General features: G+C 65.5%; 21 protein-coding genes and 1 tRNA gene. 8 read left to right on the forward strand and 14 right to left on the reverse strand.

The window, feature by feature from the left end; genetic code table 11:
* Nucleotides 1-3: 3 nt before the first annotated feature.
* The gene (locus BLM15_RS16885) at nt 4-531 is read right to left on the reverse strand and encodes a hypothetical protein (protein ID WP_126113841.1); all 528 of its coding nucleotides are present in this window, start codon (nt 529-531) and stop codon (nt 4-6) included.
* Nucleotides 532-533: 2 nt separating this feature from the next.
* A complete protein-coding gene (locus tag BLM15_RS16890; RefSeq protein ID WP_126113842.1) occupies nt 534-1,061 on the reverse strand; it encodes a DUF2244 domain-containing protein in 528 nt (175 codons plus the stop codon).
* 20 nt (nt 1,062-1,081) lie between these two features.
* Between BLM15_RS16890 and nth the strand changes: the two genes are divergently transcribed.
* Nucleotides 1,082-1,783 carry an endonuclease III gene (nth, locus tag BLM15_RS16895; protein ID WP_126113843.1) on the forward strand — a complete coding sequence of 234 codons (702 nt, stop codon included), beginning with the start codon at nt 1,082-1,084 and terminating at the stop codon, nt 1,781-1,783.
* A 6-nt stretch (nt 1,784-1,789) separates the two neighbouring features.
* Here nth and BLM15_RS16900 read toward each other — a convergent pair whose 3' ends face one another.
* Both BLM15_RS16900 and BLM15_RS16905 read right to left on the reverse strand, forming a co-directional pair.
* The gene (locus BLM15_RS16900; RefSeq protein ID WP_126113844.1) at nt 1,790-2,776 is read right to left on the reverse strand and encodes a Bug family tripartite tricarboxylate transporter substrate binding protein; all 987 of its coding nucleotides are present in this window, start codon (nt 2,774-2,776) and stop codon (nt 1,790-1,792) included.
* Nucleotides 2,709-3,854, reverse strand: a complete 1,146-nt coding sequence (locus BLM15_RS16905) for a 4-oxalomesaconate tautomerase (RefSeq protein WP_126116226.1) — start codon at nt 3,852-3,854, stop codon at nt 2,709-2,711. Before BLM15_RS16905 ends, BLM15_RS16900 begins: the two co-directional genes overlap by 68 nt.
* A gap of 143 nt (nt 3,855-3,997) precedes the next feature.
* Here BLM15_RS16905 and BLM15_RS16910 point away from each other — a divergent pair, with 143 nt between their 5' ends.
* On the forward strand, nt 3,998-4,912 hold the full coding sequence (locus BLM15_RS16910; RefSeq protein ID WP_126113845.1) for a LysR family transcriptional regulator: 915 nt from the start codon (nt 3,998-4,000) through the stop codon (nt 4,910-4,912).
* Nucleotides 4,913-4,915: 3 nt separating this feature from the next.
* Here the strand turns inward: BLM15_RS16910 and BLM15_RS16915 are convergent, their stop codons facing one another.
* Nucleotides 4,916-5,713 carry an undecaprenyl-diphosphate phosphatase gene (locus BLM15_RS16915; RefSeq protein ID WP_126113846.1) on the reverse strand — a complete coding sequence of 266 codons (798 nt, stop codon included), beginning with the start codon at nt 5,711-5,713 and terminating at the stop codon, nt 4,916-4,918.
* A 239-nt stretch (nt 5,714-5,952) separates the two neighbouring features.
* Here BLM15_RS16915 and BLM15_RS16920 point away from each other — a divergent pair, with 239 nt between their 5' ends.
* Genes BLM15_RS16920 through BLM15_RS16930 form a run of 3 tightly spaced genes read left to right on the forward strand, consistent with a single transcriptional unit; the run spans nt 5,953 to nt 8,644 of the window.
* Complete coding sequence (locus tag BLM15_RS16920; RefSeq protein WP_126113847.1) at nt 5,953-6,645, forward strand: glutathione S-transferase family protein; 693 nt, start codon at nt 5,953-5,955, stop codon at nt 6,643-6,645.
* A 59-nt stretch (nt 6,646-6,704) separates the two neighbouring features.
* Nucleotides 6,705-7,781: a tRNA epoxyqueuosine(34) reductase QueG gene (gene queG, locus BLM15_RS16925; protein ID WP_236846330.1), complete on the forward strand. Its 1,077-nt coding sequence runs from the start codon at nt 6,705-6,707 to the stop codon at nt 7,779-7,781.
* Nucleotides 7,778-8,644, forward strand: a complete 867-nt coding sequence (locus tag BLM15_RS16930) for an SDR family oxidoreductase (RefSeq protein ID WP_126113849.1) — start codon at nt 7,778-7,780, stop codon at nt 8,642-8,644. The genes queG and BLM15_RS16930 overlap by 4 nt, the downstream gene beginning before the upstream one ends.
* A 7-nt stretch (nt 8,645-8,651) precedes the next feature.
* Here BLM15_RS16930 and olsB read toward each other — a convergent pair whose 3' ends face one another.
* From olsB to BLM15_RS16950, 4 genes are all read right to left on the reverse strand, one after another.
* Nucleotides 8,652-9,608 carry a l-ornithine N(alpha)-acyltransferase gene (olsB, locus tag BLM15_RS16935; protein WP_236846331.1) on the reverse strand — a complete coding sequence of 319 codons (957 nt, stop codon included), beginning with the start codon at nt 9,606-9,608 and terminating at the stop codon, nt 8,652-8,654.
* Between the two features lie 125 nt (nt 9,609-9,733).
* Nucleotides 9,734-11,839 carry a response regulator gene (locus BLM15_RS16940; protein WP_126113851.1) on the reverse strand — a complete coding sequence of 702 codons (2,106 nt, stop codon included), beginning with the start codon at nt 11,837-11,839 and terminating at the stop codon, nt 9,734-9,736.
* A gap of 106 nt (nt 11,840-11,945) precedes the next feature.
* Nucleotides 11,946-13,484 (reverse strand): YifB family Mg chelatase-like AAA ATPase, encoded by a 1,539-nt coding sequence (locus BLM15_RS16945; RefSeq protein ID WP_126113852.1) that lies wholly within the window; start codon nt 13,482-13,484, stop codon nt 11,946-11,948.
* Nucleotides 13,485-13,705: 221 nt separating this feature from the next.
* Nucleotides 13,706-13,990, reverse strand: coding sequence for a hypothetical protein (locus tag BLM15_RS16950; RefSeq protein ID WP_126113853.1), 285 nt, complete (start codon nt 13,988-13,990; stop codon nt 13,706-13,708).
* Nucleotides 13,991-14,188: 198 nt separating this feature from the next.
* On the opposite strand from BLM15_RS16950, the gene BLM15_RS16955 reads away from it, so the two are divergent.
* Nucleotides 14,189-14,278 (forward strand) — tRNA-Ser (locus tag BLM15_RS16955).
* Nucleotides 14,279-14,964: 686 nt separating this feature from the next.
* Here BLM15_RS16955 and BLM15_RS16960 read toward each other — a convergent pair.
* Both BLM15_RS16960 and ald read right to left on the reverse strand, forming a co-directional pair.
* Nucleotides 14,965-15,339 carry a VOC family protein gene (locus BLM15_RS16960; RefSeq protein ID WP_126113854.1) on the reverse strand — a complete coding sequence of 125 codons (375 nt, stop codon included), beginning with the start codon at nt 15,337-15,339 and terminating at the stop codon, nt 14,965-14,967.
* Nucleotides 15,340-15,500: 161 nt separating this feature from the next.
* Complete coding sequence (ald, locus tag BLM15_RS16965) at nt 15,501-16,616, reverse strand: alanine dehydrogenase (protein ID WP_126113855.1); 1,116 nt, start codon at nt 16,614-16,616, stop codon at nt 15,501-15,503.
* Between the two features lie 161 nt (nt 16,617-16,777).
* Here ald and BLM15_RS16970 point away from each other — a divergent pair, with 161 nt between their 5' ends.
* Nucleotides 16,778-17,275 carry an Lrp/AsnC family transcriptional regulator gene (locus tag BLM15_RS16970; RefSeq protein ID WP_126113856.1) on the forward strand — a complete coding sequence of 166 codons (498 nt, stop codon included), beginning with the start codon at nt 16,778-16,780 and terminating at the stop codon, nt 17,273-17,275.
* A gap of 315 nt (nt 17,276-17,590) precedes the next feature.
* Here BLM15_RS16970 and BLM15_RS16975 read toward each other — a convergent pair whose 3' ends face one another.
* From BLM15_RS16975 to BLM15_RS16985, 3 genes are all read right to left on the reverse strand, one after another.
* Nucleotides 17,591-18,358, reverse strand: coding sequence for an alpha/beta fold hydrolase (locus BLM15_RS16975; RefSeq protein ID WP_126113857.1), 768 nt, complete (start codon nt 18,356-18,358; stop codon nt 17,591-17,593).
* Between the two features lie 145 nt (nt 18,359-18,503).
* On the reverse strand, nt 18,504-19,439 hold the full coding sequence (locus BLM15_RS16980) for a pirin family protein (protein ID WP_126113858.1): 936 nt from the start codon (nt 19,437-19,439) through the stop codon (nt 18,504-18,506).
* Between the two features lie 109 nt (nt 19,440-19,548).
* Nucleotides 19,549-20,478, reverse strand: a complete 930-nt coding sequence (locus BLM15_RS16985; protein ID WP_126116227.1) for a LysR family transcriptional regulator — start codon at nt 20,476-20,478, stop codon at nt 19,549-19,551.
* 148 nt (nt 20,479-20,626) lie between these two features.
* Between BLM15_RS16985 and BLM15_RS16990 the strand changes: the two genes are divergently transcribed.
* On the forward strand, nt 20,627-21,280 hold the full coding sequence (locus BLM15_RS16990) for a hydrolase (RefSeq protein WP_126113859.1): 654 nt from the start codon (nt 20,627-20,629) through the stop codon (nt 21,278-21,280).
* Nucleotides 21,281-21,284: the final 4 nt, after the last annotated feature.

The raw sequence follows: 21,284 nt of genomic DNA on the forward strand, positions 1-21,284 counted from the left end.
GGCTCAGGCCGGTAGCGGCCCCGCCAGGAATCGCAGCAGCTTCTCGCGGGTGAGGCGCTGATTGTTGCGATGCCACTCGTCGCTGGTGAAGAAGACCGGCGAGCCCTCGTCCCAGCCGCTGCAGCTATAGTCAGACTGCTCGGCAAAGAAGGCGGCGAAGGCCTCGCGCGAGCGCCATTCCGCGATCGCCTCGCCCGGATGATAGCCGTCCAGGATGTCGCAAAGCTTGATGCCGGCCTCAGTGCGGATCAGTCCGTGTCCGCAGAAATCGCGGTGGAATTCGTGGATCAGGCCTTCACCGACCTGGCAGGTCATCACGCGGTCCCAGACCTGACCCGCCAACACAGGGCCGAACAAGGCGCGATCGAGCTTGTCGCGCAGCACAAGGCCGTAGGCGCGAACCCTCGCCTCGCCATCGCTGACTTGCGCCGCCGATGCCGGGCCTGGTTTGCGCAGCGTCGCCCGCAAGGTGGCGCCGAGCACAACCACGATCACCGCCAGCGCGATCAGCGGGATGATCGTCGCGGCCATGCTCAGGCGGGCTCGAAATCCGGGCCGCGCTTGGCCTTGGCGAGCGCTGTACCGAGCGCCTGCGCGAAGCCCTCGCGTTCCTGCGGCGAGAGCGCGGAAGCGACCACGGTCCGCTGCCCACGCGAAACCAGTGAAAGCGCGAGCAGGCCGTAATCCTCGTCATCCTCGCGCTCGAGCTTGGTCCAGGCGGGGTTGGAGCGCCAGATTTTCTCGCGGCCATGATGCGAGACCTTACGCAGTAGCACCTCGAGCGGTGTCACAATGATGCGCTCGAAGGCGCGCGCCGCGTTGAAGTTAACCTTGAAGGCGATGTAGAGCGCGAGCAGGTCGAGCCCGAAGAAGCCGGCGACTGGCCAGGCGCCGAGCACCATGAAGGGGATCGAGGCAGCGACGCTGGTCATGCAGACCAAAGTCATCACGATACGGAAATTATCCTGACCGAGTGAGCGATACGGCGTGATCGTCGCGTCGAAGACCGGCCGCTCGGCCGCTTCGGCTGCAACGTCGCAATTGGGCTTGCCCAAGGTCATTCGCAGATTATAACGCCGCAATGCCCGTGCCGAACAGTGCGAAACGCCGCAGCCCGCCGCCCACACGGATCACAGATCCGAAGCCACGCAGCGCCGCCGAGGTCTACGAGATCTTCAGCCGCTTCCGGCAGCAAAGACCTGAGCCAAAGGGCGAGCTCGACTATATCAACGCCTTCACCCTGCTGGTCGCCGTCGTGCTCTCGGCACAGGCGACCGATGCCGGCGTCAACAAGGCGACGAAGCAGCTGTTCGAGCTCGCCGATACACCGCAAAAGATGCTCGCCGTTGGCGAAGACCGGGTGCGCGAACTGATCAAGACGATCGGGCTCTACCGCAACAAGGCAAAGAACGTCATCGCGCTCTCGGAGAAGCTGATCGCCGAGTTCGGGAGCGAGGTCCCGACCGCGCGCGAGGCGCTGGAGAGCCTGCCCGGCGTCGGCCGCAAGACCGCGAATGTCGTGCTCAACATCGCCTTCGGCGAAATCACCCATGCGGTCGACACCCATGTCTTCCGCGTCGCCAACCGCCTGCGCATCGCGCCCGGCAAGAACGTGCTGCACGTCGAGCTTGGATTGGAAAAGGCGGTGCCGGCCGAGTTCGGCCGGCACGCGCATCACTGGCTCATTCTGCACGGACGCTACACCTGCAAGGCGCTGCGCCCGGCCTGCGAAGCTTGCGTCGTCGCCGATCTCTGCGATTCCGCCGACAAGCGGATCGCCTGACGCGCCTCAATTGATGGCGAGGCGGGCCTGCTTGATGATGCCGGCCCAGCGGCGCGATTCAGCCTCCATCATCGCGGCGAACTCCTCCGGCTTGTTGCCGATCGGCTCGGCGCCTTCGTTCTGCAGGCGCTCGCGGATGAGCGGGCTGTTGATGGCCTCGACCGTCGCCTGGCGCAGCTTCGCCGCGACATCCTTCGGGGTGCCCTTGGGCACGACGAAGCCGTACCAGGCCGTCGCCTCGTAGTCCGGCCAGCCGCTCTCGGAGACTGAGGGCACTTCGGGAAAGAGCTTGGCGCGCGCCGTGCCGGTCACCGCCAGCGCCCTGACCTTGCCGCCATGGATCAAGCCGAGCGCGGACGGCACGGTGGTGATCATGAAGTCGCTATTGCCGGCGAGCAGATCGGTCAGCGCCGGTCCGGCGCCACGATAGGGCACGTGCACGGCCTCGAATTGCGCAGTCTGCGCCAGCAATACCGTCGCCAGATGACTGGCGGAACCGTTGCCGGCCGAGCCATAGGTCAGCTTGCCCGGGTTCTTCTGGGCCTGACCGACGAGCTCGGCCAGCGTCTTGTGCGGCGATCCCGCCGCAACGACCACGACGAGCGGCGCGGCGGAGATCAGCGTCAGCGGGTCGAAGGCGGTCAGCGGATCGACCCGGACATTCTTGAACAGATGCGGATTGACCACCATCGGGCCCTGATTGGCCATCAGCACGGTATAGCCATCGGGCGAGGCTGCAGCCGCCTGGGCCGTGGCGAGGTTGCCGCCGGCCGAGCCGTTGTTCTCGACCACCAGCGACTGGCCGAGCCGCTCGCCAACCCCCTGCGCAACGAGGCGCGCGATCGCGTCCGTGCCGCCACCGGCAGCATAGGGCACCAGCAGCTTCATCGGCCGGTCCGGGAAGGCGGCCTGGGCGTGCGCAAACTCAGGCAGGCAGGCGCTGGCCGCGGCGGCTGTGATCAGGCTGCAGAGATGGCGGCGCGTGATCGTCATGGGTCAGTTCTCCTCCCGTTTCCGCCCTCTCTGCAAGCGCGAGAATCGTGCTTGCGGGGACGATGACGTTTCCTTCGAAAATGCGGCGCGCGGTGCGCACCAGGCTGGCGCGGGTCACCCGGCCGGCGGCGTCGAGCGCAAGGTCGACCTGAATGGCGCCGCTCGGATGCTCGATCGTGACCAGCGAGCCGGTCTCCAGGCTCAGCATCTCCGAGGCGACGCTGCCGGCGATGCGGCTCGCGGCGGCGACGCAGAGCGCACCGGTCACGGCATGGCTGCGATGGCAGCGATCCGGCGTGAAATAGCGCGAGGTCACGCCGCCGCCGCGGCGCGCTTGCGAGAGCAGCCCGACCTTGGGAATGACACGGCCAGCGACATCGCCGAGGCCCATACGGCGGCCGGCCTCGCGGCGCAGCTGCTCCAGCCGCGCCAACAGAGCTCCGTTGGCGTCGAGCTCTGCCGGCGTCTCGTCGCCGGAAAGACCGAGATCGGCGGCCCGCAGCAGCAGCATCGGCGTGGCGTAGTCGATCAGCGTCACCGGGACGCCGTCGATCACCTCGCGGGCGGTGCCGGTCGGCAGCAATGCGCCGGTCTTGGAGCCGACGGCTTGAAGGAAACTCAGCCTGATCGGGGCCGCCGTGCCGGCGACCCCGTCGATCGCGGTTGCACCGTCATACGCAACGACGCCGCCCGGAGTCTGCACGGCCGCCTCGATCAGCGCGCCGGTGTTGCGGTTGTGGATGCGCACGACCGTCTCGCCATCGACCGCCGGGACCAGGCCGGCCTCGATCGCGAAGGGGCCGACAGCGGAGAGCATGTTGCCGCAATTCGGGCTGAGATCGACATGGGCGCGCTCGACCGCCACCTGGGCGAAGAGATAGTCGACATCGGCGTCGGGCCGGCTGGAGCGGCTGACGATCGCGACCTTGCTGGTCAGCGAATTGCCACCGCCGAGCCCGTCGAGCTGGAGCAGATGCGGCGAGCCCATCGCTGCGAGCAAGACACGATCACGAGCCGCCGGATCGCTCGGCAGGTCGCTTTCCAGGAAGAACGGGCCACGCGAGGTGCCGCCGCGCATCAGCACGCAGGGGATGCGCAGAGTCTGAGCATGCGGAAGATGGAAGGGAGCGGACAAGGGCGTCACCCGGTGTTTGGCGATGCCCTCTCTTCTCAAATCGAATAATCGCTGTGAAATGCAGAGACCGGCGCTATTAATGCGCTATGAGCATCAATTTCGAAGCCCTCGACCTGCGCGCTTTCATCTCGGTCGTCGAGCTCGGCGGTTTCCATCGGGCCGCCGAGGCGCTCAACATGTCCCAGCCGGCGCTGAGCCGCCGCATCCAGCGCCTGGAAAGCGCCGTCGGAGCGGCATTGCTGGAGCGGACGACGCGCCGGGTTGCACTGACCATGGTCGGGCGCGAGATGCTGCCGCTGGTCCGGCGCATGCTCGACGAGTTCGACACCTCGATCTTCGCCATGCGCGATCTCGGCAGCCGCCGCGCCGGGCTGATCGCCCTCGCCTGTGTGCCCACAGCCGCCTTCTACTTCCTGCCCTCGGTGATCGCACGCTTCCAGACGCAGTATCCGAACATCCGCTTCCGTATCCTCGATCTCTCGGCCAATGACGGGCTGGAGGCAGTGGCGCGCGGCGAGGTCGAGTTCGGCATCAACCTGATCGGCGGCTCAGATGCCGAGCTCAGCTTCGAGCCGCTGATGGAGGACCCGTTCGTGCTCGCCTGCCGGCATGATCATGCGCTGGCATCGAAATCAGCGCTGAACTGGGGCGATCTCGAAGGTCACCCGCTGGTCACCGTGAGCCGCAGCAGCGGCAACCGCGCCATCCTCGATGCGGCGCTGGTCAAGGTCGGCGTCCGGCTCGACTGGTCGTTCGAGGTGACGCATCTTTCGACCTCGCTCGGCCTGGTCGAGGCGGGCCTCGGCATCTCGGTGCTGCCGAAGCTGGCGACGCCGGGCGAGAACCATCCGATCATCGTGACACGGCCGATCCGCGATCCCGAGGTCTCGCGCACCATCGGCGTGGTCAGGCGTCGCGGCGTCAAACTGGCGCCGGCAGCGGAGCGTTTCCTGGAAATGCTGCTCGGAACCTGGCGCGGGCCCCTACCCGCTTCAGAGTAAGGTTCAGCCGAAGACCCAGAGCCCGGCGAGCCCGGCCGAGCCGACGATGATCCGCCACCAGGCGAAGGGGGTGAAGCCGCGCTTCGAGACGAAGTCGAGGAAGCTGCGCACCACGATCAGCGCCGAGATGAAGGCAGTGACGAAGCCGATACCGATCAGGGTGAGATCGTTGGTCGTCAGCTCCTTGTAGTTCTTGAGGAGGTCATAGGCGAAGGCGCCGGCCATGGTCGGCATCGCCAGGAAGAAGGAGAACTCGGCCGCCGCCCGCTTGTCGGCACCGAGCAGCATGGCGCCGACGATGGTCGAGCCGGAGCGCGAGACGCCCGGCACCATGGCAAGACACTGGATGAAGCCGATCTTGAGATACATCGCCAGCGGGAACCTGGTGGCGTCGTGGTGCTTCACCTCGAGCTCCAGCTCGTCGACGACGAGGAGGACGAGGCCACCGGCGATCAGCGTGCAGCAGACCAGGAAGGGGTTGAACAGCACGCCCTTGATGAAGCCGTGCGCGAGCGCACCGATCACCGCCGCCGGCAGGAAGGCGACGAGCACGCCGAGGACGAAGCGGCGGGCGGACGGATCGGTGCGCAGGCGCAGGGCGATATCGAGCAGGCGACGGAAATAGACCAGCAAGATCGCCAGGATCGCGCCGAGCTGAACCAGGATCTCGAAGGCCTTGCCCTTGGATTCGAAGCCGAGGAAATGCCCGAGCAGCAGCAGATGCCCCGTCGAGGACACCGGCAGGAATTCGGTCAGCCCCTCGACCACGCCGAGCACGGCGGCGACAAGAAGGTCATGCATGGGAGGGTCCTTCCGAGCCTTGCTGGTGCGGCGCAACAAAAGCGCGCCGAACGCGTTAAAGCTATGGCGCACGGTCTTTGCAAATTGGTTACCAGACCGGCAAGGATTTCGGCGCAAATCGCCCCTTTTCCCGGTCCTGGGTTGTGAGGCTTAGCCGGCAGGCCTATACGGGGGCGCTCTATTGCGCTGCACTAGGCGCCTGCTTCCCCCGCCGAACCTCCCATTTTTCCAGCAGTTCGATGGCCACGCTTCACCATTACTCACTTTGCCCGCATTCGCGTTTCATCCGGCTCGCGCTCGGCGAGTTCGGCCTCGATGCCGCGCTGGTGGAGGAACGCGTCTGGGAACGGCGGCGGGAATTCCTCGAGCTCAATCCGGCAGGCACGACCCCCGTCCTGCGCGAAGACAGCGGGCTTGTCATTCCGGGCCCCGGACCGATCGCCGAATATCTCGACGAGACGCGCGGGCTGGCGCTGGGCGAGCGGCGCCTGCTCCCCGAGGGGCCGGGCGGCCGGATCGAAGTGCGTCGGCTGCTCGACTGGTTCAACATCAAGTTCAATGAGGAGATCACCGCCCCGCTCGTGCTCGAGAAGGTGATGAAGCGCTTCATGAACCGGGACGAGGGCGGCGGCCCACCGGAAATGAGTGCGATCCGCGCGGCGCGCGGCAATGTGCGCTATCATCTGCGCTACGTCGCCTGGCTGACGGCGAAACGGAACTGGCTCGCCGGCGATAATCTGAGCTATGCCGATCTCGCCGCGGCGGCGCATCTGTCTTGCGTCGACTATCTCGGCGACGTGCCCTGGGACGAGGATGAGGCTGCCCGCGCATGGTATGCGAGGATCAAGTCCAGACCGAGCTTCCGGCCGCTGCTGAGCGACCGGATTCCCGGAATGGCGCCCTCAGCCCATTACGACGACCTGGACTTCTGAGCGGCGAGAAGCTCAAGGCCGCGATCGCCGCGCGCGCCAAGGCCGAGGGCTTCGTGGTCATGCGCGTCGCACCCGTCGACGCGATTCCCGAGGCGCCGCAGCGCCTCGCCGGCTGGCTCGAAGCCGGCCATCACGGCGAGATGACCTGGCTGACCGAACGCACTGCGGAGCGCGCCGATCCGGCGACGCTGTGGCCAGCGGCGCGCTCGGTCGTCATGCTCGGCATGAGCTATGCCGCCGAAGGCGACCCGCTCGCCGTCCTGGCGCAGCGCGATCGCGGCGCGATCTCGCTCTATGCCCGCCGGCGCGACTACCACGATGTGATCAAGGGCAAGCTGAAAAGCGTCGCCGGCGTGCTCGCGGCGCGCGGCAATGCCGAGGTCAAGGTCTTCGTCGACACCGCCCCGGTGATGGAGAAGCCCCTCGCTCAGGCGGCCGGGCTCGGTTGGCAGGGCAAGCAGACCGTGCTGGTCTCGCGCCAGCATGGCGCCTGGCTTTTCCTCGGAGCGATCTACACATCGGCCGAATTGCCGCCGGATGAGCCCGAACGCGACCATTGCGGCTCCTGCACGCGCTGCCTCGACATCTGCCCGACCAAGGCTTTCCCGGCGCCCTACCAGCTCGATTCGCGGCGCTGCATCGCCTATCTGACGATCGAGCATCAGGGTCATATCGAACCCGAATTCCGCGAGGATATCGGCAATCGCATCTTCGGTTGCGACGATTGCCTCGCCGTCTGTCCCTGGAACAAGTTCGCCGAGGCTGCGCACGAGACGCGCCTTGCGCTGAAGGACGAGCTCGACGCGCTTCCGCTGGCCGATCTCGCTGCGCTCGACGACGCCGCCTTTCGCACACTCTTCGCCGGCACGCCGGTGAAGCGGACCGGCCGCGATCGCTTCATCCGCAACGTGCTGATCGCGATCGGCAACAGCGATGACCCGGCACTGGCCACGAGCGCCGAAGCTCTGCTCAACGACGCCTCGCCGCTAATCCGGGCGATGGCGATTTGGGCGCTTAGGCGGCTTGTCCCGGCCCGCGCCGCCGAGCTCGCACCGGCAAGGCTCGCGCTGGAAACCGATCCCGACGTCAGGGCCGAATGGGCCCGTCGCGATCCGAACGAACTGGAACCTGCATGAAGCTCGTCATTTTCGGCCTCGGCTATTCGGCCGGGTTCTTCGCGCGCGCCGCCCTGGCTAGGGGCTGGGAGGTGACCGGCACGGTCCGCTCGGCAGAGAAGGCCGGCGAGCTCAGCAAGCAGGGCCTACACACCTTGGTCTTCGGAGGCTTCGCCGTCTCGACGCCGCTCGCCAAGATACTCGCCGAGGCGGATGCGGTGCTGGTCTCGGCCCAGCCCGACGAAGCCGGCGACCCGGTGCTCGGCGCACTCGCCGACAAGCTCGCCTCCGCCGAGAAGCTGCGCTGGATCGGCTATCTCTCGACCATCGGCGTCTATGGCGACCATGGTGGCGCCTGGATCGACGAAACAGCCGAGTGCCGGCCGACCAGCCGACGCTCGCGGCAGCGGCTGGAGATCGAGCAGGACTGGCTCGCCTTCGGCGCGAACAGCGGCAAGACGGTGCAGATCTTCCGCCTGTCGGGCATCTATGGCCCCGGCCGCAATGCGATCACCAAATTGCAGGCCGGCAGCGCCAACCGGCTGATCAAGCCCGGCCAGGTCTTCAACCGCATCCATGTCGACGATATCGCCGGCGTGCTGATGACTTCGCTCGAGAACCCGCGCCCCGGCGCGGTCTACAACGTCACCGACGACGAGCCGGCGCCGCCGCAGGATGTCATCAGCTTTGCGGCCGAGGTCGCGGGGCTCGTGCCGCCGCCAGAAACGCCATTCGATCCTGCAAAGCTCTCGCCGATGGCGGCGAGCTTCTACAGCGAAAACAAGCGGGTCTCGAACGCGCTGGTGAAGCGCGAACTCGGCTATGCTTTCCGTTACCCGGATTATCGGCAGGCGCTGCGCGACCTCGCAGCAATGGGCGCGTAACCTCGGATCAGGCGGCGTAACGCCCGGCTTCGCCGTCGAGATACTCGATATAGCGCCGGTCGATCGCGGTGACCGGCAGGATGACCAGCACGTCGGTGGTGCCGAACTGCTTGTCGATCACCGCGCCGGAGCCGAAACGGGCACCAACGCGCAGATAGCCCTTCACCAGCGGCGGCAGGCATTTCAGCGCGAGCTTGGCGTCGATCATGCCGGCTGGCAGGCGATCCATCGCGACCTGGCGCTCAGGCTGCGCCACAACCCGCCAATCGCCTTGGGCAGTGGCGTGATGGTGGATGAAGCTCAATGGCAGCGCGAGCATGTCGGGGTCGACGCCATCGAAACTGGCGCAGCCGAACATCGCGTCGATGCGGTGATGCCGGCAATAGGCCCAGATACCGTGCCAGAGCAGCTCGACCGTCTTCTTGGTGCGGTAGGGCTTCAGCACGCAGGAGCGACCGAGCTCGAGGAAGCGCAGATCAGGATGGCGCGCCAGGAGCGGTGCGATATCGAATTCGGATTGCGTGTAGAAACCGCCGAGCTTGGCGACGGCCTGCTCGCGCATCAGCCGGTAAGTGCCGACGACCTTAGGCTTGATCCCGCCGAAACGGCCGCGCGCGGCATGGTCTATGACGAGCAGATGGTCGCAGACGGCGTCAAATCGATCAGCGTCGCGCCGGAACATGCGCGAGACCACGTCGGGCTTGGCCGACATCTCCTGGTAGAAAACGCGGTAGCGCAGGCGCTGCGCCCGCCAGATCTCGCGCGGGCCGCGGGCCAGCCTGACTTCGAGCGAGCCGGAGCGGCCGAGCGTGCCGGACAGCGCGTCGGGACCGGGAAAACCAAAGCCACCGAGTTGCTTGCCAGCTGCAAACAGGTTCGATGGCGAGAAGCGCTGCAACAAGGCCTGGCCGGCCGGCTTCTGCTTTGCCGGCTGACGTAAACCCTGGAAAACATCGCGCGTCATAGACAGTCTGGCCTCTGCGATCTCGGATCGGCGCATGACAGCTCTGCGCCGAGCGTCTTACGAGATCGCGACAAAACTACGTCAGTGCGATGACGAAGCCAACCGCCTGTGGATCGAAGTGAGGCTCAGGCCGATAAAGCCTCGACCGTTCGCGGCGGCGAAAGCCGATCGACCCAGCCGCGCAACTGCTCGCGCGAGAGCGGTTTAGCCAGGCAATCGTCCATGCCGGCGGCAAGCGCCTGCTGCCGATCCTCCTCTGCCGTATTGGCGGTAACGGCAAGAATCGGCAGCCGGCCGGCGCCGAGCGCCGCCTCGAGCGTGCGAATCCGGCGCGCGACGGCAAGCCCGTCCTGGACCGGCATGCGGATGTCGAGAAGGACGAGATCGAAGCCCTGCCCTACTCCACCGAGCGTAGCCTCGACGAAGCGAATAGCCTCACCGCCATCGCGTGCCCACACCGCCGTGCAGCCGAGCCGCTCCAGGGTGCGCGTCAGCAGCAGCGCGTTGATCTCATTGTCCTCGGCGACGAGAACCCGCAGGCCGGCACCCGGCGGCCGCATCGAAGGATCGGCAGCAGGCGCCGCAATGGCCACGCTTTGTGAGCGCTCCATCGGATCAAGCCGCACCTGCAGCGAGCGCGCCCGGATCGGCTTGACGAGAAAGCCGGTGAAGCCGGCGGCATAGGGCGAGCCGAAGCTGCGGCGTTCTGCCGGCGCCAGCATGATCACGATCTCGGCGACGCCGGCCCGCCGCGCCGCAGCCGCCACCGCCTGGACCTCGCCACCCGGGAGATTGCTGTCGACCAGCACCGCGGACAGAGCCGAATCGCCGGCAAGCTCGGCAAGCTCGGCAAGCGCCTGTGCGTGGTCAGCGGCTCGGCGAACCTCTGCCCCATGCCGCTCGAGACTGGCAGCGATATGCTCAGCGCTGAACGGCACCGACGAGGCGACAAGGATGCGCCTGCCCTGCCAGTCCGGCGAGGCGCTCGGTGTGGTTGCGGCCGCGTCGACCCGCAGCGGTAGAAGCAGCCGGAACAGCGCGCCTCCACCTTCTCGATTGCTCGCCTCGACGTCCCCGCCCATGGCGCGAGCAAGCCGACGCGCGATGGCGAGGCCGAGGCCAGTGCCGGCCTGCTCGCGATGCCCGGTCAGGCCGCCCTGCTCGAACTCCTCGAAGATCGTCGCCAGCCGCTCTGCCGGGATGCCCGGACCAGTATCGGCGATGGTGACGATGAACTCGCCTTCGATGGTATCCGCTTCGATGCCCACGCCACCCTCATAGGTGAACTTCACGGCATTGCCGACGAGGTTGAGCAGAATCTGGCGCAGCCGCTCGGCGTCGCCGACGAGCCGGTGCGGCACGTCCGATCCGAGCAGGGCGGATATCTCGACGCCCTTGGCCTGGGCGCGCGGCGCCATCAGCTCTGTAATGTCCTCGATCAACGCGGCCGGATCGAACGGGGCATCAACAAGCTCGAGCTTGCCGGCCTCGACCTTGGCGAAATCGAGGATGTCGTCGACAAGCCCGAGCAGGGCTTCGCCCGATGTCCGCAGCGCCTTGACATAGGTGCTCTGCTCCGGGTCGAGCCTGGTATCGCCGAGTAGATCGGCCATGCCGAGGATACCGTTGAGCGGGGTGCGGAACTCGTGGCTGACGGTCGCCAGAAAGCGCGACTTGGCGGCGCTCGCCTCCTCTGCCTTGCTGCGCGCCTCCTCAAGGGCGGTTTCGGCAGCGATGCGCCCGCTGATCTCGCGACCGACACGCTGCAGCACTGTTTGCCCCGCAGCGACAGGGACGACCGTCTCGACCCAGGACAACCAACGCTCGCCAGCGTCCGTCTCGATGCATTCGTCGAAGACGCGGGCTCCGCCCGGCAGCGCCTGCACTGGCCTGGCGATGCGTACGTGCGGCTGCTCGCTGCTGCCGATAGCCTCAGCCTCGCTCTTGCCGATGAGCGCCGCATAGGCGGCATTGGCATAGATGATCCGGCCCTCACTGCGGCGCACGATCAGGTCGCCTTGCGCCTCGATCAGGCTGCGATAGCGCTCTTCGCTGTCGGCGAGCTCCCAGAGCCGGTCACTCAGCTTCTCGACATCACGCGTCAGGGCCTTCGCCTGCCGCGTGACCTGCTGGCGCTCGCGCAGCAGCCGGAACGCGACGAAGGCGCAGGTCATGGCCACGGCAACGGCAGCGCCTGTCAGCAGGGCGAGTGGGGACAGCGGCTCGATCATGCCATCCCATCTAGCATCTACCCTCTTGAGAAAGCGTTCGCCCCATCCGCGAGGATGCTGGATGGTTTGAATGGCTTTGTTAACCTTTCAGCATGGATTGGGGCGATCACGCCGCCTGCGCTGCCTGGTCGATGCGCGAGCGATAGGACAACGCCTCAGCGAGATGGATGCGGCCGATCTGCTCTTCACCATCGAGATCGGCGAGCGTGCGCGCGACCTTGAGCACGCGATGATAGCCGCGCGCCGTCAGCCGCATCGCATCGGCTGCGCTGCGCAGGAGCGCGAGCCCGGATGCGTCCGGCCGCGCGACATCGTCGAGCAAGGCAGCGGGGCAGCGGGCATTGGTCGTGCCGCCCGGGAGTCCAAGCGCGCCATAGCGCGCCGACTGGCGGGCGCGGGCCGCCGCGACGCGGCCGGCAACCTCGGCCGAGCCTTCTGGCGCAGTTGGGAGGATGAGGTCTGCCGCCGTCAGTGCCGGCACGTCGATGGTGATGTCGATCCGGTCGAGCATCGGGCCCGAGATCTTGGCCTGATAGCCCGCCATGCAGCGCTCGTTCGGTTGGCGACGACAGGCATAGCCCGGCTCGGTCGCCTTGCCGCAGCGGCAAGGGTTCATCGCGGCGATGAGCTGGAACTTCGCGGGATAAACGGTGCGGTGGTTGGCACGCGAGATCAGCACCTCGCCAGTCTCCATCGGCTGGCGCAGCGCATCGAGCGCCTGAGCCTGGAACTCTGGCAATTCGTCGAGGAAAAGCACGCCGTGATGGGCGAGCGAAATCTCGCCCGGCTTTGCCTGCAGGCCGCCGCCGACGAGCGCGGCCATCGAGGCCGAATGATGCGGCGCGCGGAAAGGGCGCCGATCGGTCAATTCGCCGTCGGCAAGATGGCCGGCGACCGACAGCACCATCGAAACCTCAAGCAATTCGCGCGGATCGAGCGGCGGCAGAATCGACGGCAGACGGCTCGCCAGCATCGACTTTCCGGCGCCAGGCGGGCCGTTCATCAGCAGATTGTGGCCCCCTGCCGCGGCGATCTCGAGCACGCGCTTGGCGCTCTCCTGACCCTTGATCTCGCGCAAATCGGGCAACAATCCGTTCTGACGGGCGACGGCGGGCTGCGGCCGTGCCATCACCTGCGTACCCTTGAAGTGATTGGCGAGCTGGATCAGCGAGCGGGGCGCGAGGATGTCGAGATCACGCGCCGCCCAGGCAGCCTCCGGTCCGCTCGCCGCCGGACAGATCAGCCCCTGCCCTCGGCCATAGGCAGCTATCGCCGCAGGCAGCACGCCGGCGACCGGGGTGATCGAGCCATCGAGGGCAAGCTCGCCGAGCACGGTGTAGCCGGTGAGCGCATCGGCCGGGATCGCGCCGATCGCAGCCATGACGCCGAGCGCAATCGGCAGGTCGTAATGGCTACCTTCCTTGGGCAGGTCGGCCGGAGCGAGATTGACGGTGATGCGCTTGGCCGGCAGCGCCAGTCCCGAGGCGATCAGCGCGGCACGAACCCTCTCCTTGCTCTCGCCGACTGCCTTGTCGGGCAGGCCGACCAGGATGAAGGCGACGCCGCCCGGCGTGACCTGGACCTGGACATCGACGGCGCGTGCCTCGATGCCCTCGAACGCCACCGTCGCGACCCGCGTCACCATCCAAGTCCACCCCAGCCCCGCTCGGTAACGCTAGCCGAAGCGCGCTATGGTTGCAAGAACAGATAGAGAACCTTCGAAGCAGCAGACGAGACGATGCAGGGTCCTCCATTATCGCAGACAGACCTGCCATATACCGTGTCGCGCTCCGCCTGTGCTGGGAACGGACGCGCATAGAGGTGTTGCCCACGTGGATGCCTAGTACCGGCCTCGGGGAGGCTGCTTCACCGTCGCGTGACGATGCCGATCTCGGGCTTGCGCACAGCACCGAGCCAGAGCAGCAGGAAACCGAGCAGCAAACCGGCCGCGGCGGTCGGCATCTGCAACACATGCACGAGCACCGGATCCCAAAGCATGGGATGAAGATTGCGCTCGACCGCAGACTGCAGCAGGCGGAAACGCTCGCCGATGAGCGTCAGCAGGGTCTCGCCGAGCGGCGTGAAGCGCAGGACCGAATTGGCGATCGAGCGTGCCCCATCGGTGAGCAAGGCGACGAAGCCTCCGGCCACGAGTAGGTAGCCCAACATCCTGACGAAAAAGCGCAATTCGCCCCCCGATTCCCGTACTGGCCGGCACTGGCGTGGCCAACCCGCATGTGTCCCCTCACCGGGTGCATTGCAACGGCAAAGGACAATTGCGCGCAACCTCGCCGGGCTGCGGCATTAGGCCTTGAAAGAAGCGCGCGCGGACGCCATAAGCAGCGCGCCGGACAGGTGGCCGAGTGGTTGAAGGCGCACGCCTGGAAAGTGTGTATACGGGAAACCGTATCGCGGGTTCGAATCCCGCCCTGTCCGCCATTCATTTTAATCTAAGCAGCTCAAAAAACTACGGTTTTGAGCAGAATTTCTCTCATCTACCCCAACATTCGCCCCAACAATGGTGGGCGCTCGCTGAGGGGCTGCAAACACATAGCTGAGTCGGTCACTCGGCATTTCTCAACAGCTCATGATCGCTTCGTACGGATTGAATCCGATCGCGGCGGCGAGCTGCAAGCGCGCGGAAACACCAACTCGCTACTGGCTACTCTCGAGCTTTCCGATACGAGCTGCATCTTTGCCGATCGGCGTGGGGCGCTCGCAGCAGACGACACAATCGCGATCAAGGATCCGCTGGAGCCTGCGATCTGGCTGATGATCGGCTGCCATGTTCTGCGGCGCGAAACCGTATGGCCTTGATCGATATGCAGCTAGTGCTGCCACACGAAGGTCAGCTCGAATGCCTGCTTCTCGTCAGACCGGCATTCCTAGTGCGGCAAGATATTGCCGTCGACCCTGCGCCAGTTGCGGACATTGAGGCACCGCCCGGAAGCAGACTCTAAGGCGCAGCGACGGAACGACCGGAAGCGACCCTTCTGGGACTGCGCGGAGGCCGGGCCCTGGCGCGCCGATTGATTCGAAAGGAGAGACCGAGATCGGGGCCGTCCGCTTGCCGGCGAATTTCCAGAAACTCGGGATAATCTTCGGCACGGCTGTCGCCGATTGCGTTACTTCGTCGGCCGCGAGCGCGCGGTGAGCTTGTTTCCGTCCGGATCGCGAAGGTAGGCGACGAACGCTCCATTCGGGCGCTCGCTGGGTGGGCTCTCGATCGCCGTCCCGCCATGCGTTGTGCCCGCCTTATGCCACGCGAGAACATGGTCACGGCTCGCAGCGGCGATACCGATAGTCCCACCGTTGGCCGCGGTCGCTGGATTGCCGTCGATCGGCTTCGTGATCATCAGCCGACCGTCGTTGTGGGCATAGATCAACCTGCCCCTGGCATCCATCTCGCCCGGCTCGCCTCCCAACGCAGCGAACGTGGCGTCGTAAAAAACTCTGGCCCGCTCCAAGTCGTTGCTGCCTAACATGACGTGAGTGAACATATTTTTCTCTCCGAAAAGGGCTGGTGCGGACATTCGGCTTGTGTTCGCCCGCCTCCAGTGCCGTCCGGAAGGAGCGTTTCAGACCTTGTGAGGGCACGGGAGGGGGCAGGATCACAGTCCGCTTCGGCCCCCTGTCCTCCTTTGAAGCTAGAGCTCGATCATCAGGCGGCAATCGCCTTTTGAACCGGCTCGTATGGCTTGTTGAGGCTCTCGGCGACCTGGAGATTTGTGATTCGGCCTCGATGCACATTCAGGCCGGCGGCGAGGTGCGGGTCTTCTTCAATTGCCTTCAGGCCACGTGCCGCCAATGCCAGGCCGAACGGCAGCGTGGCGTTGTTCAAGGCATAACTCGATGTGAGCGGGACAGCTCCGGGCATGTTGGCGACGCAATAATGAATGACCCCTTCGATCTCGAAGGTGGGCGAAGCGTGCGTCGTCGGTCGGGATGTTTCGAAACAGCCGCCCTGATCGATCGCGACATCGACGAGCACCGCTCCGCGCTTCATCCGCGAAAGCTGTTCGCGGGAAACGAGACGGGGGGCTGCGGCCCCCGGAATGAGGACGGCTCCGATCACCACGTCGGCCGTGAGCACCTCTTCTTCGATGGCCTGTTGGGTGGAAAAGCGGGTTTTTACGCGACCACCGAAATGCTCGTCCAGTTGCCTGAGGCGGGGGAGAGACCGATCGAGAATGACAAGGTCAGCTCCAAGCCCAGCGGCCATCCGGGCGGCGTGTGTCCCAACCACCCCACCGCCAATGATGGCGACGCGCGCAGGCGCTACGCCCGGCACGCCTCCGATCAGCACGCCTCGGCCACCCGAGTGCCGCTGCAGGCAAGACCCCGCTGCTTCGATCGAAAGTCGACCGGCAACTTCGCTCATGGGAGCGAGCAGAGGGAGGCCGCCAAAGCGATCCGTCACCGTTTCGTAGGCGACCGCGGTTACGCCGGAATTCAGCAGACCTGTCGTCTGCTCCGGATCTGGAGCCAAGTGCAGGTACGTGAAGAGAATTTGTCCTTCGCGAAGCTGGGTCCATTCTGACGGCTGAGGCTCTTTGACCTTTACGATCATCTCGGCCTTGGCAAAAATCTCGGCCGCGGTTGCCGCGATGCGTGCGCCGGCAGCTTCGTAAGCCTGATCTGAGGCGGAGATGCCAGCACCGGCATTCGTCTCGACAAGCACCTCGTGCCCGGCAGACACATATTCTCGCGCAGCTTCCGGCGTCAGGCCGACCCGGTATTCATGAACCTTGATTTCCTTGGGAACGCCTACGCGCATTTGATCCTCCCGAGTTTGGAGCGACGATAGTAGCGCAGGAGCTTGAGCGGATTTAGACGAATTGCGGTGGAATTATCGTCAACTCCATCGGATTCAAGCGATGATTATGGATATGGCGCTAGTATCGTGCGTAAGCTTGGCCATGGTCGCAGGAACACAACATGGCTCTCGATAATCTGTCGCGCATCCTTTTGTCCGAACTCGTGGAAGATGGCCGTGCAAGCCATATCAAGCTCGCCGAGCGCATCGGCCTGTCCGCCACAGCGGTCGCCCGACGACAACGCGCCTTGGAGGAGGAAGGCGTGATCGTCGGCTATCATGCACGATTGAGCCAGAAGGTGCTTGGTCTGGGGGTAACCGTCATCATCAGATTGGCTCTGAACAGCCAGAGCGAAGACGCTCTGTCTGCATTCGAAAAGGCCGTCGCCAAATGCCCCTCGGTTTTGAGGTGCTTCCTGATGTCGGGGGAGGACGATTATCTGCTCACTGTCGTCGCCCGAGACGTCGAGGACTTCGAGCATGTTCACAAGACGCAGTTGTCCCGATTGCCGCATGTCGCGCGGATCCAATCAAGCTTTGCGCTCCGTCAGGTCATAGAGAGGCCTGTTCTACCTCCGCTCCAATCAGGAGAGGGGCGCCACGGCCAAGCGGACCGATAGCGAAACGCCCCGGCAGATGACGTGACTTGCCGACAGTTCTCAAGCGCGCTGCGCTGGATCTCCTGAAGCCCGGGTCTGCCGCCAACCGCGACGTCCGAGCCAGTGATGAGCCCATCCTTTCAATGGAGCGCCGGACGGCCGGCCCGAAAACGCGCGCTGCAAAGCATCACACTCGCGCAGCGCCACAACCGGACATTGGCGCGCTGCCCGAAACCGGACATTCTAGACCTTAGCGTAGCTTGAGATGCTCAAACGGCCGTATAGGCGAATAAGCAGATGGGTCACGGCATCCACGCGCCGTGGCCCTGTCCGAGGCTATCGTGCTGCTTCTTCGATCAGCCTCGCGACGAGCTGAGGCTGCGAGACCATTACGACATGCGATGCGCCGTTGACCACAACCGTGCGCTTGGACCGCGCGCGCTCGGCCATGTATGCGAGCGCCTTGGCCGGGATGTTCTTGTCCCCGTCGCCATAGACGAAGTAGGACGGCAGCGACTTCCAGGCAGGCTCGCCGGACTTTTCGCTCAGGGCCGCTTCGGCGATCGGCCGCTGGCCGGCGGCCATGAGTGCGGTCGCCTCGACCGGAACGTCGTGAGCGAACTGGTCGCGGAACTTAGCCTGATCAATGTAGAGGTCGCCGCCGCTGCCGGCGAGCTTGACCGGAGGCGCGAGCGCTTCGCCGAGCGTCCCGCCCGGGAACTTGCCAGCGAGATCGGCCGCCGCCTCGCCGGCATCCGGCGCGAACGCAGCCACATAGACCAGCGACTTGACGTTGTCATGGCCCTTCGCCGCATTCGAAATGACCTGGCCGCCATAGGAATGCCCGACGAGGACCACCGGACCTGCAATGCTCGCGACGACGTCGGACACCAGGCGCGCATCACCCGACACGCTCCGCAGCGGATTGGCGACGGCGACTGTCGTGTATCCGTTCTTCTGGAGATTGGCGATGACCCCGTTCCAGCTCGACGAGTCGGCGAAGGCGCCATGGACGAAGACGATGGTGGGCTTGGCCGGCTGGGCCACCGCGACGCCGGACAGAAGAGCGGTCGCGACAGTAACCGTTGCAGCGATCTTGGACATGGTTTTCCTTTCAGGGAATGCAGGCGCGCACAGGCACGGATGAAGCTCGGGACACCGGCATTGAAGCGTTCGGCCTCGGTCTCGGCGAGCCCATGCGATCTGCCGAGATAGACCGCCAGGGTCGCATTCGGGACGAGAGCGCTGTTCAGTCCGGAAGAGGAATATGCTCGTCACGGTCGTCGACCGGGAGATCGAAGCGTCCCTTGCCCCAGTTCTGCGCGCGCCATTCGGCTTTGGCTTCCTCGATGCGCTCCTTGGATGAAGCGACGAAGTTCCACCAGATGTAGCGCGGTCCGCTCAGCGTGGCGCCGCCGAGGATCATCAGCCGCGCGCCCCTGGCGCCAGCCGCGACCGTGATCCTGTCGCCGGGGCGGAAGACCATCATCTGGGGAGCCTCGTACTCCTGGCCAGCGATCGAGATCGAGCCCTCGACGATGTAGATGCCCCTGTCCTCGTGATCGTCCGGCATCGGCAGCCGGCTTCCCGCCTCGAGCCCGACATCGGCGTAGAACGTCTCCGAGAACATCGTCGCCGGTGCGCGCTCGCCATAGGCGTTCCCGAGGATGAGCCTGACGGAGACGCCGCGGTCCTCGATGACCGGTAAGGCCTCCTTGCCGTGATGCTCGAAGGTAGGCGCCATGTCTTCATGGCTTTCGGGCAAGGCCACCCAGGTCTGGATGCCGAACAGACTGTTCGGCCCGCTTCGGCTGGCTGCGGAAGTACGCTCCGAATGGGACACGCCGCGCCCGGCGACCATCCAATTCAGTGCGCCGGGGCGAATGATCTGGTTGGCGCCAGTGCTGTCGCGGTGATGGAAATCGCCGCGGAACAGGTAGGTTACGGTGCCGAGACCGATATGCGGGTGCGGCCGAACGTCGATGCCCTGGCCGGTTAGCAGTTCGGCCGGCCCGGCCTGGTCGAAGAAGATGAACGGCCCGACCAGCTGCCGCTTCGGCGCCGGCAAGGCGCGCCGGACCTCAAAGCCGCCGAGGTCCCGGGCGCGCGGCACGATCAGGGTCTCGATCGCGTCCATGCCGACCTCGTCCGGGCAGCCCGGTTCGATGGCTGGGTTCCAACTCATGTGCGTCGCGATCTCCCTGGCAGCCGCCTCTACAGACGGTCGACCTAGCGAGCCGCCGCTCCCGCGACTAGCCGCAAGAGCCGCTCAGCTGTGTCGCGAAAAGCGGAACTCACATGACCGGCACAACGACTTCGCCATTCGGATTGGACTGATCGATCTCCGCGAAACGCGGATCGTGTTCGAGCATTTCGATCAACAATTCGGTGAGCAACCGGATCTTGCGTTCGGGGTGCTGGCCCGGGGGACGGACAACATAGGCGCCGGCTGGCGGCGGCGGATAGCGCATCATGATTGGAACGAGTGCGCCAGCGGCTACATATTCGTGGATTATGCAGTTGGGCAGCCAAGCGATACCGAGCCCTGCTGCTGCGGCAACGACGAGAGCCGTACCGTTGTCGGCCTTGAAGCGCCCCTGCGGCTGGACCGTGACGATCTTGTCGCCATCCATGAATTGCCAGGTCTCGGTGCCCTGCATGAGAGCCTGGTGAGCAGCGATCTCCTCGGGTTTCTCAGGGGAGCCGTGAGTCTTGATATAGTCCGGACTCGCGACGAGCTTGCCATAGATCGGGCCGACACGCCTTGCGACCAGATTTGAGTCCTGCAGGTAGCCGACCCGGATCGCGCAGTCGAAGCCCTCGGCGATGAGATCGACGAAGCGGTCGCTGTAGACGGTATGGATGTGGAGCTGCGGATGGCGTCGCGCCAGTTCGGCGAGCATCGGAGCGAAGTGCGTCGGCCCGAAGGTCAGCGGCATGGCGATCCGCAGGCGGCCGCGAAGGTCGCCGTTCTGCAGGATCGCCTCCCTGGCCAGCTCGATCTCGGCGGAGACCCTGGCCGCGTGATCGCGGAATGTCGCGCCGGCTTCCGTGAGCGCCGCGCCGCGGGTCGTGCGCGCAAGCAGCTGAACTCCAAGCTCCGACTCTAGCCGCAGCAGCCGTCGGCTCACGATGGACTTAGACAGGCCGAGCCGGCGCGCGGCGGGCGAGACGCCTCCCGCATCGGCAACCGCCACGAATGTCTGCAGATCTTCGATCTCCAATTTGGCGTTCCTCATCTTGCGACACAGCTTACCGAATCTCGGCACTATCGTAGCGCACCAGGGAACGGCATTACCCGATTGGCGCCGCCCCTGGCGAAACTGCCAGGCAGACACCGCCGCTCACCGACGACATCAGAAAAGGATAGTCATGACCTTTCGCAACGGCCTGAAGTCGCTTCTTCGCCCGGAAGACTCCGTTCTCGTCCTGATCGACCACCAGCCTTTCCAGCTCACCAATCTGAACAGCCACGACCCGCATATGGCGGTCAACAATGCGACGGCTCTGGCGAAGGCCGCCAAGGCATTTAGCGTCCCGACCATTCTCACGAGCGTGATCGCTGAGCGAGGCGGTCTCATCTTCCCGCAGATCACCGATGTCTTCCCGGGCCAGGAGGTGATCGACCGGACGTTCGTCAACACCTGGGAAGATCCGAAGGTGGTGGACGCGGTCAAGGCGACGGGCCGTAAGCAGCTGATCATCGCGGGCCTCTGGACCGAAGTCTGCGTCGCGATGCCGGCGATCCAGGCCCTCGGCGAGGGCTGGGACGTGACCGTGGTCACGGATGCCTGCGGCGGCATTTCGGTCGAATCCCATGAGGTCGCCATCCAGCGCATGATCGCGGCCGGCGCGAATATGATGACATGGCTCGCTGTGATGGCCGAATGGCAGCGCGACTGGGCCCGCATCGAAACCGCTGGCAAGGTGACAGACGTGCTCAAGGAACATGCTGCGGGCAGCGGCATCGCCTATCTGTGGGAGCAGCAACTGCTCAACACGCCAGTACCGAGCGCTGCCGGCTGACCTG

Origin of the sequence: Bosea sp. Tri-49, from assembly GCF_003952665.1 — a bacterium.
Taxonomy (GTDB): Bacteria; Pseudomonadota; Alphaproteobacteria; order Rhizobiales; family Beijerinckiaceae; genus Allobosea.

Excerpts from the sequence above, each read along its gene's own strand:
- BLM15_RS16885 (WP_126113841.1), bottom strand. The coding sequence starts at position 531 with ATGGCCGCGACGATCATCCCGCTGATCGCGCTGGCGGTGATCGTGGTT.
- BLM15_RS16890 (WP_126113842.1), bottom strand. The coding sequence starts at position 1,061 with ATGACCTTGGGCAAGCCCAATTGCGACGTTGCAGCCGAAGCGGCCGAG.
- nth (WP_126113843.1), top strand. The coding sequence starts at position 1,082 with ATGCCCGTGCCGAACAGTGCGAAACGCCGCAGCCCGCCGCCCACACGG.
- BLM15_RS16900 (WP_126113844.1), bottom strand. The coding sequence starts at position 2,776 with ATGACGATCACGCGCCGCCATCTCTGCAGCCTGATCACAGCCGCCGCG.
- BLM15_RS16905 (WP_126116226.1), bottom strand. The coding sequence starts at position 3,854 with ATGCGCGGCGGCACCTCGCGTGGCCCGTTCTTCCTGGAAAGCGACCTG.
- BLM15_RS16910 (WP_126113845.1), top strand. The coding sequence starts at position 3,998 with ATGAGCATCAATTTCGAAGCCCTCGACCTGCGCGCTTTCATCTCGGTC.
- BLM15_RS16915 (WP_126113846.1), bottom strand. The coding sequence starts at position 5,713 with ATGCATGACCTTCTTGTCGCCGCCGTGCTCGGCGTGGTCGAGGGGCTG.
- BLM15_RS16920 (WP_126113847.1), top strand. The coding sequence starts at position 5,953 with ATGGCCACGCTTCACCATTACTCACTTTGCCCGCATTCGCGTTTCATC.
- queG (WP_236846330.1), top strand. The coding sequence starts at position 6,705 with ATGCGCGTCGCACCCGTCGACGCGATTCCCGAGGCGCCGCAGCGCCTC.
- BLM15_RS16930 (WP_126113849.1), top strand. The coding sequence starts at position 7,778 with ATGAAGCTCGTCATTTTCGGCCTCGGCTATTCGGCCGGGTTCTTCGCG.
- olsB (WP_236846331.1), bottom strand. The coding sequence starts at position 9,608 with ATGACGCGCGATGTTTTCCAGGGTTTACGTCAGCCGGCAAAGCAGAAG.
- BLM15_RS16940 (WP_126113851.1), bottom strand. The coding sequence starts at position 11,839 with ATGATCGAGCCGCTGTCCCCACTCGCCCTGCTGACAGGCGCTGCCGTT.
- BLM15_RS16945 (WP_126113852.1), bottom strand. The coding sequence starts at position 13,484 with ATGGTGACGCGGGTCGCGACGGTGGCGTTCGAGGGCATCGAGGCACGC.
- BLM15_RS16960 (WP_126113854.1), bottom strand. The coding sequence starts at position 15,339 with ATGTTCACTCACGTCATGTTAGGCAGCAACGACTTGGAGCGGGCCAGA.
- ald (WP_126113855.1), bottom strand. The coding sequence starts at position 16,616 with ATGCGCGTAGGCGTTCCCAAGGAAATCAAGGTTCATGAATACCGGGTC.
- BLM15_RS16970 (WP_126113856.1), top strand. The coding sequence starts at position 16,778 with ATGGCTCTCGATAATCTGTCGCGCATCCTTTTGTCCGAACTCGTGGAA.
- BLM15_RS16975 (WP_126113857.1), bottom strand. The coding sequence starts at position 18,358 with ATGTCCAAGATCGCTGCAACGGTTACTGTCGCGACCGCTCTTCTGTCC.
- BLM15_RS16980 (WP_126113858.1), bottom strand. The coding sequence starts at position 19,439 with ATGAGTTGGAACCCAGCCATCGAACCGGGCTGCCCGGACGAGGTCGGC.
- BLM15_RS16990 (WP_126113859.1), top strand. The coding sequence starts at position 20,627 with ATGACCTTTCGCAACGGCCTGAAGTCGCTTCTTCGCCCGGAAGACTCC.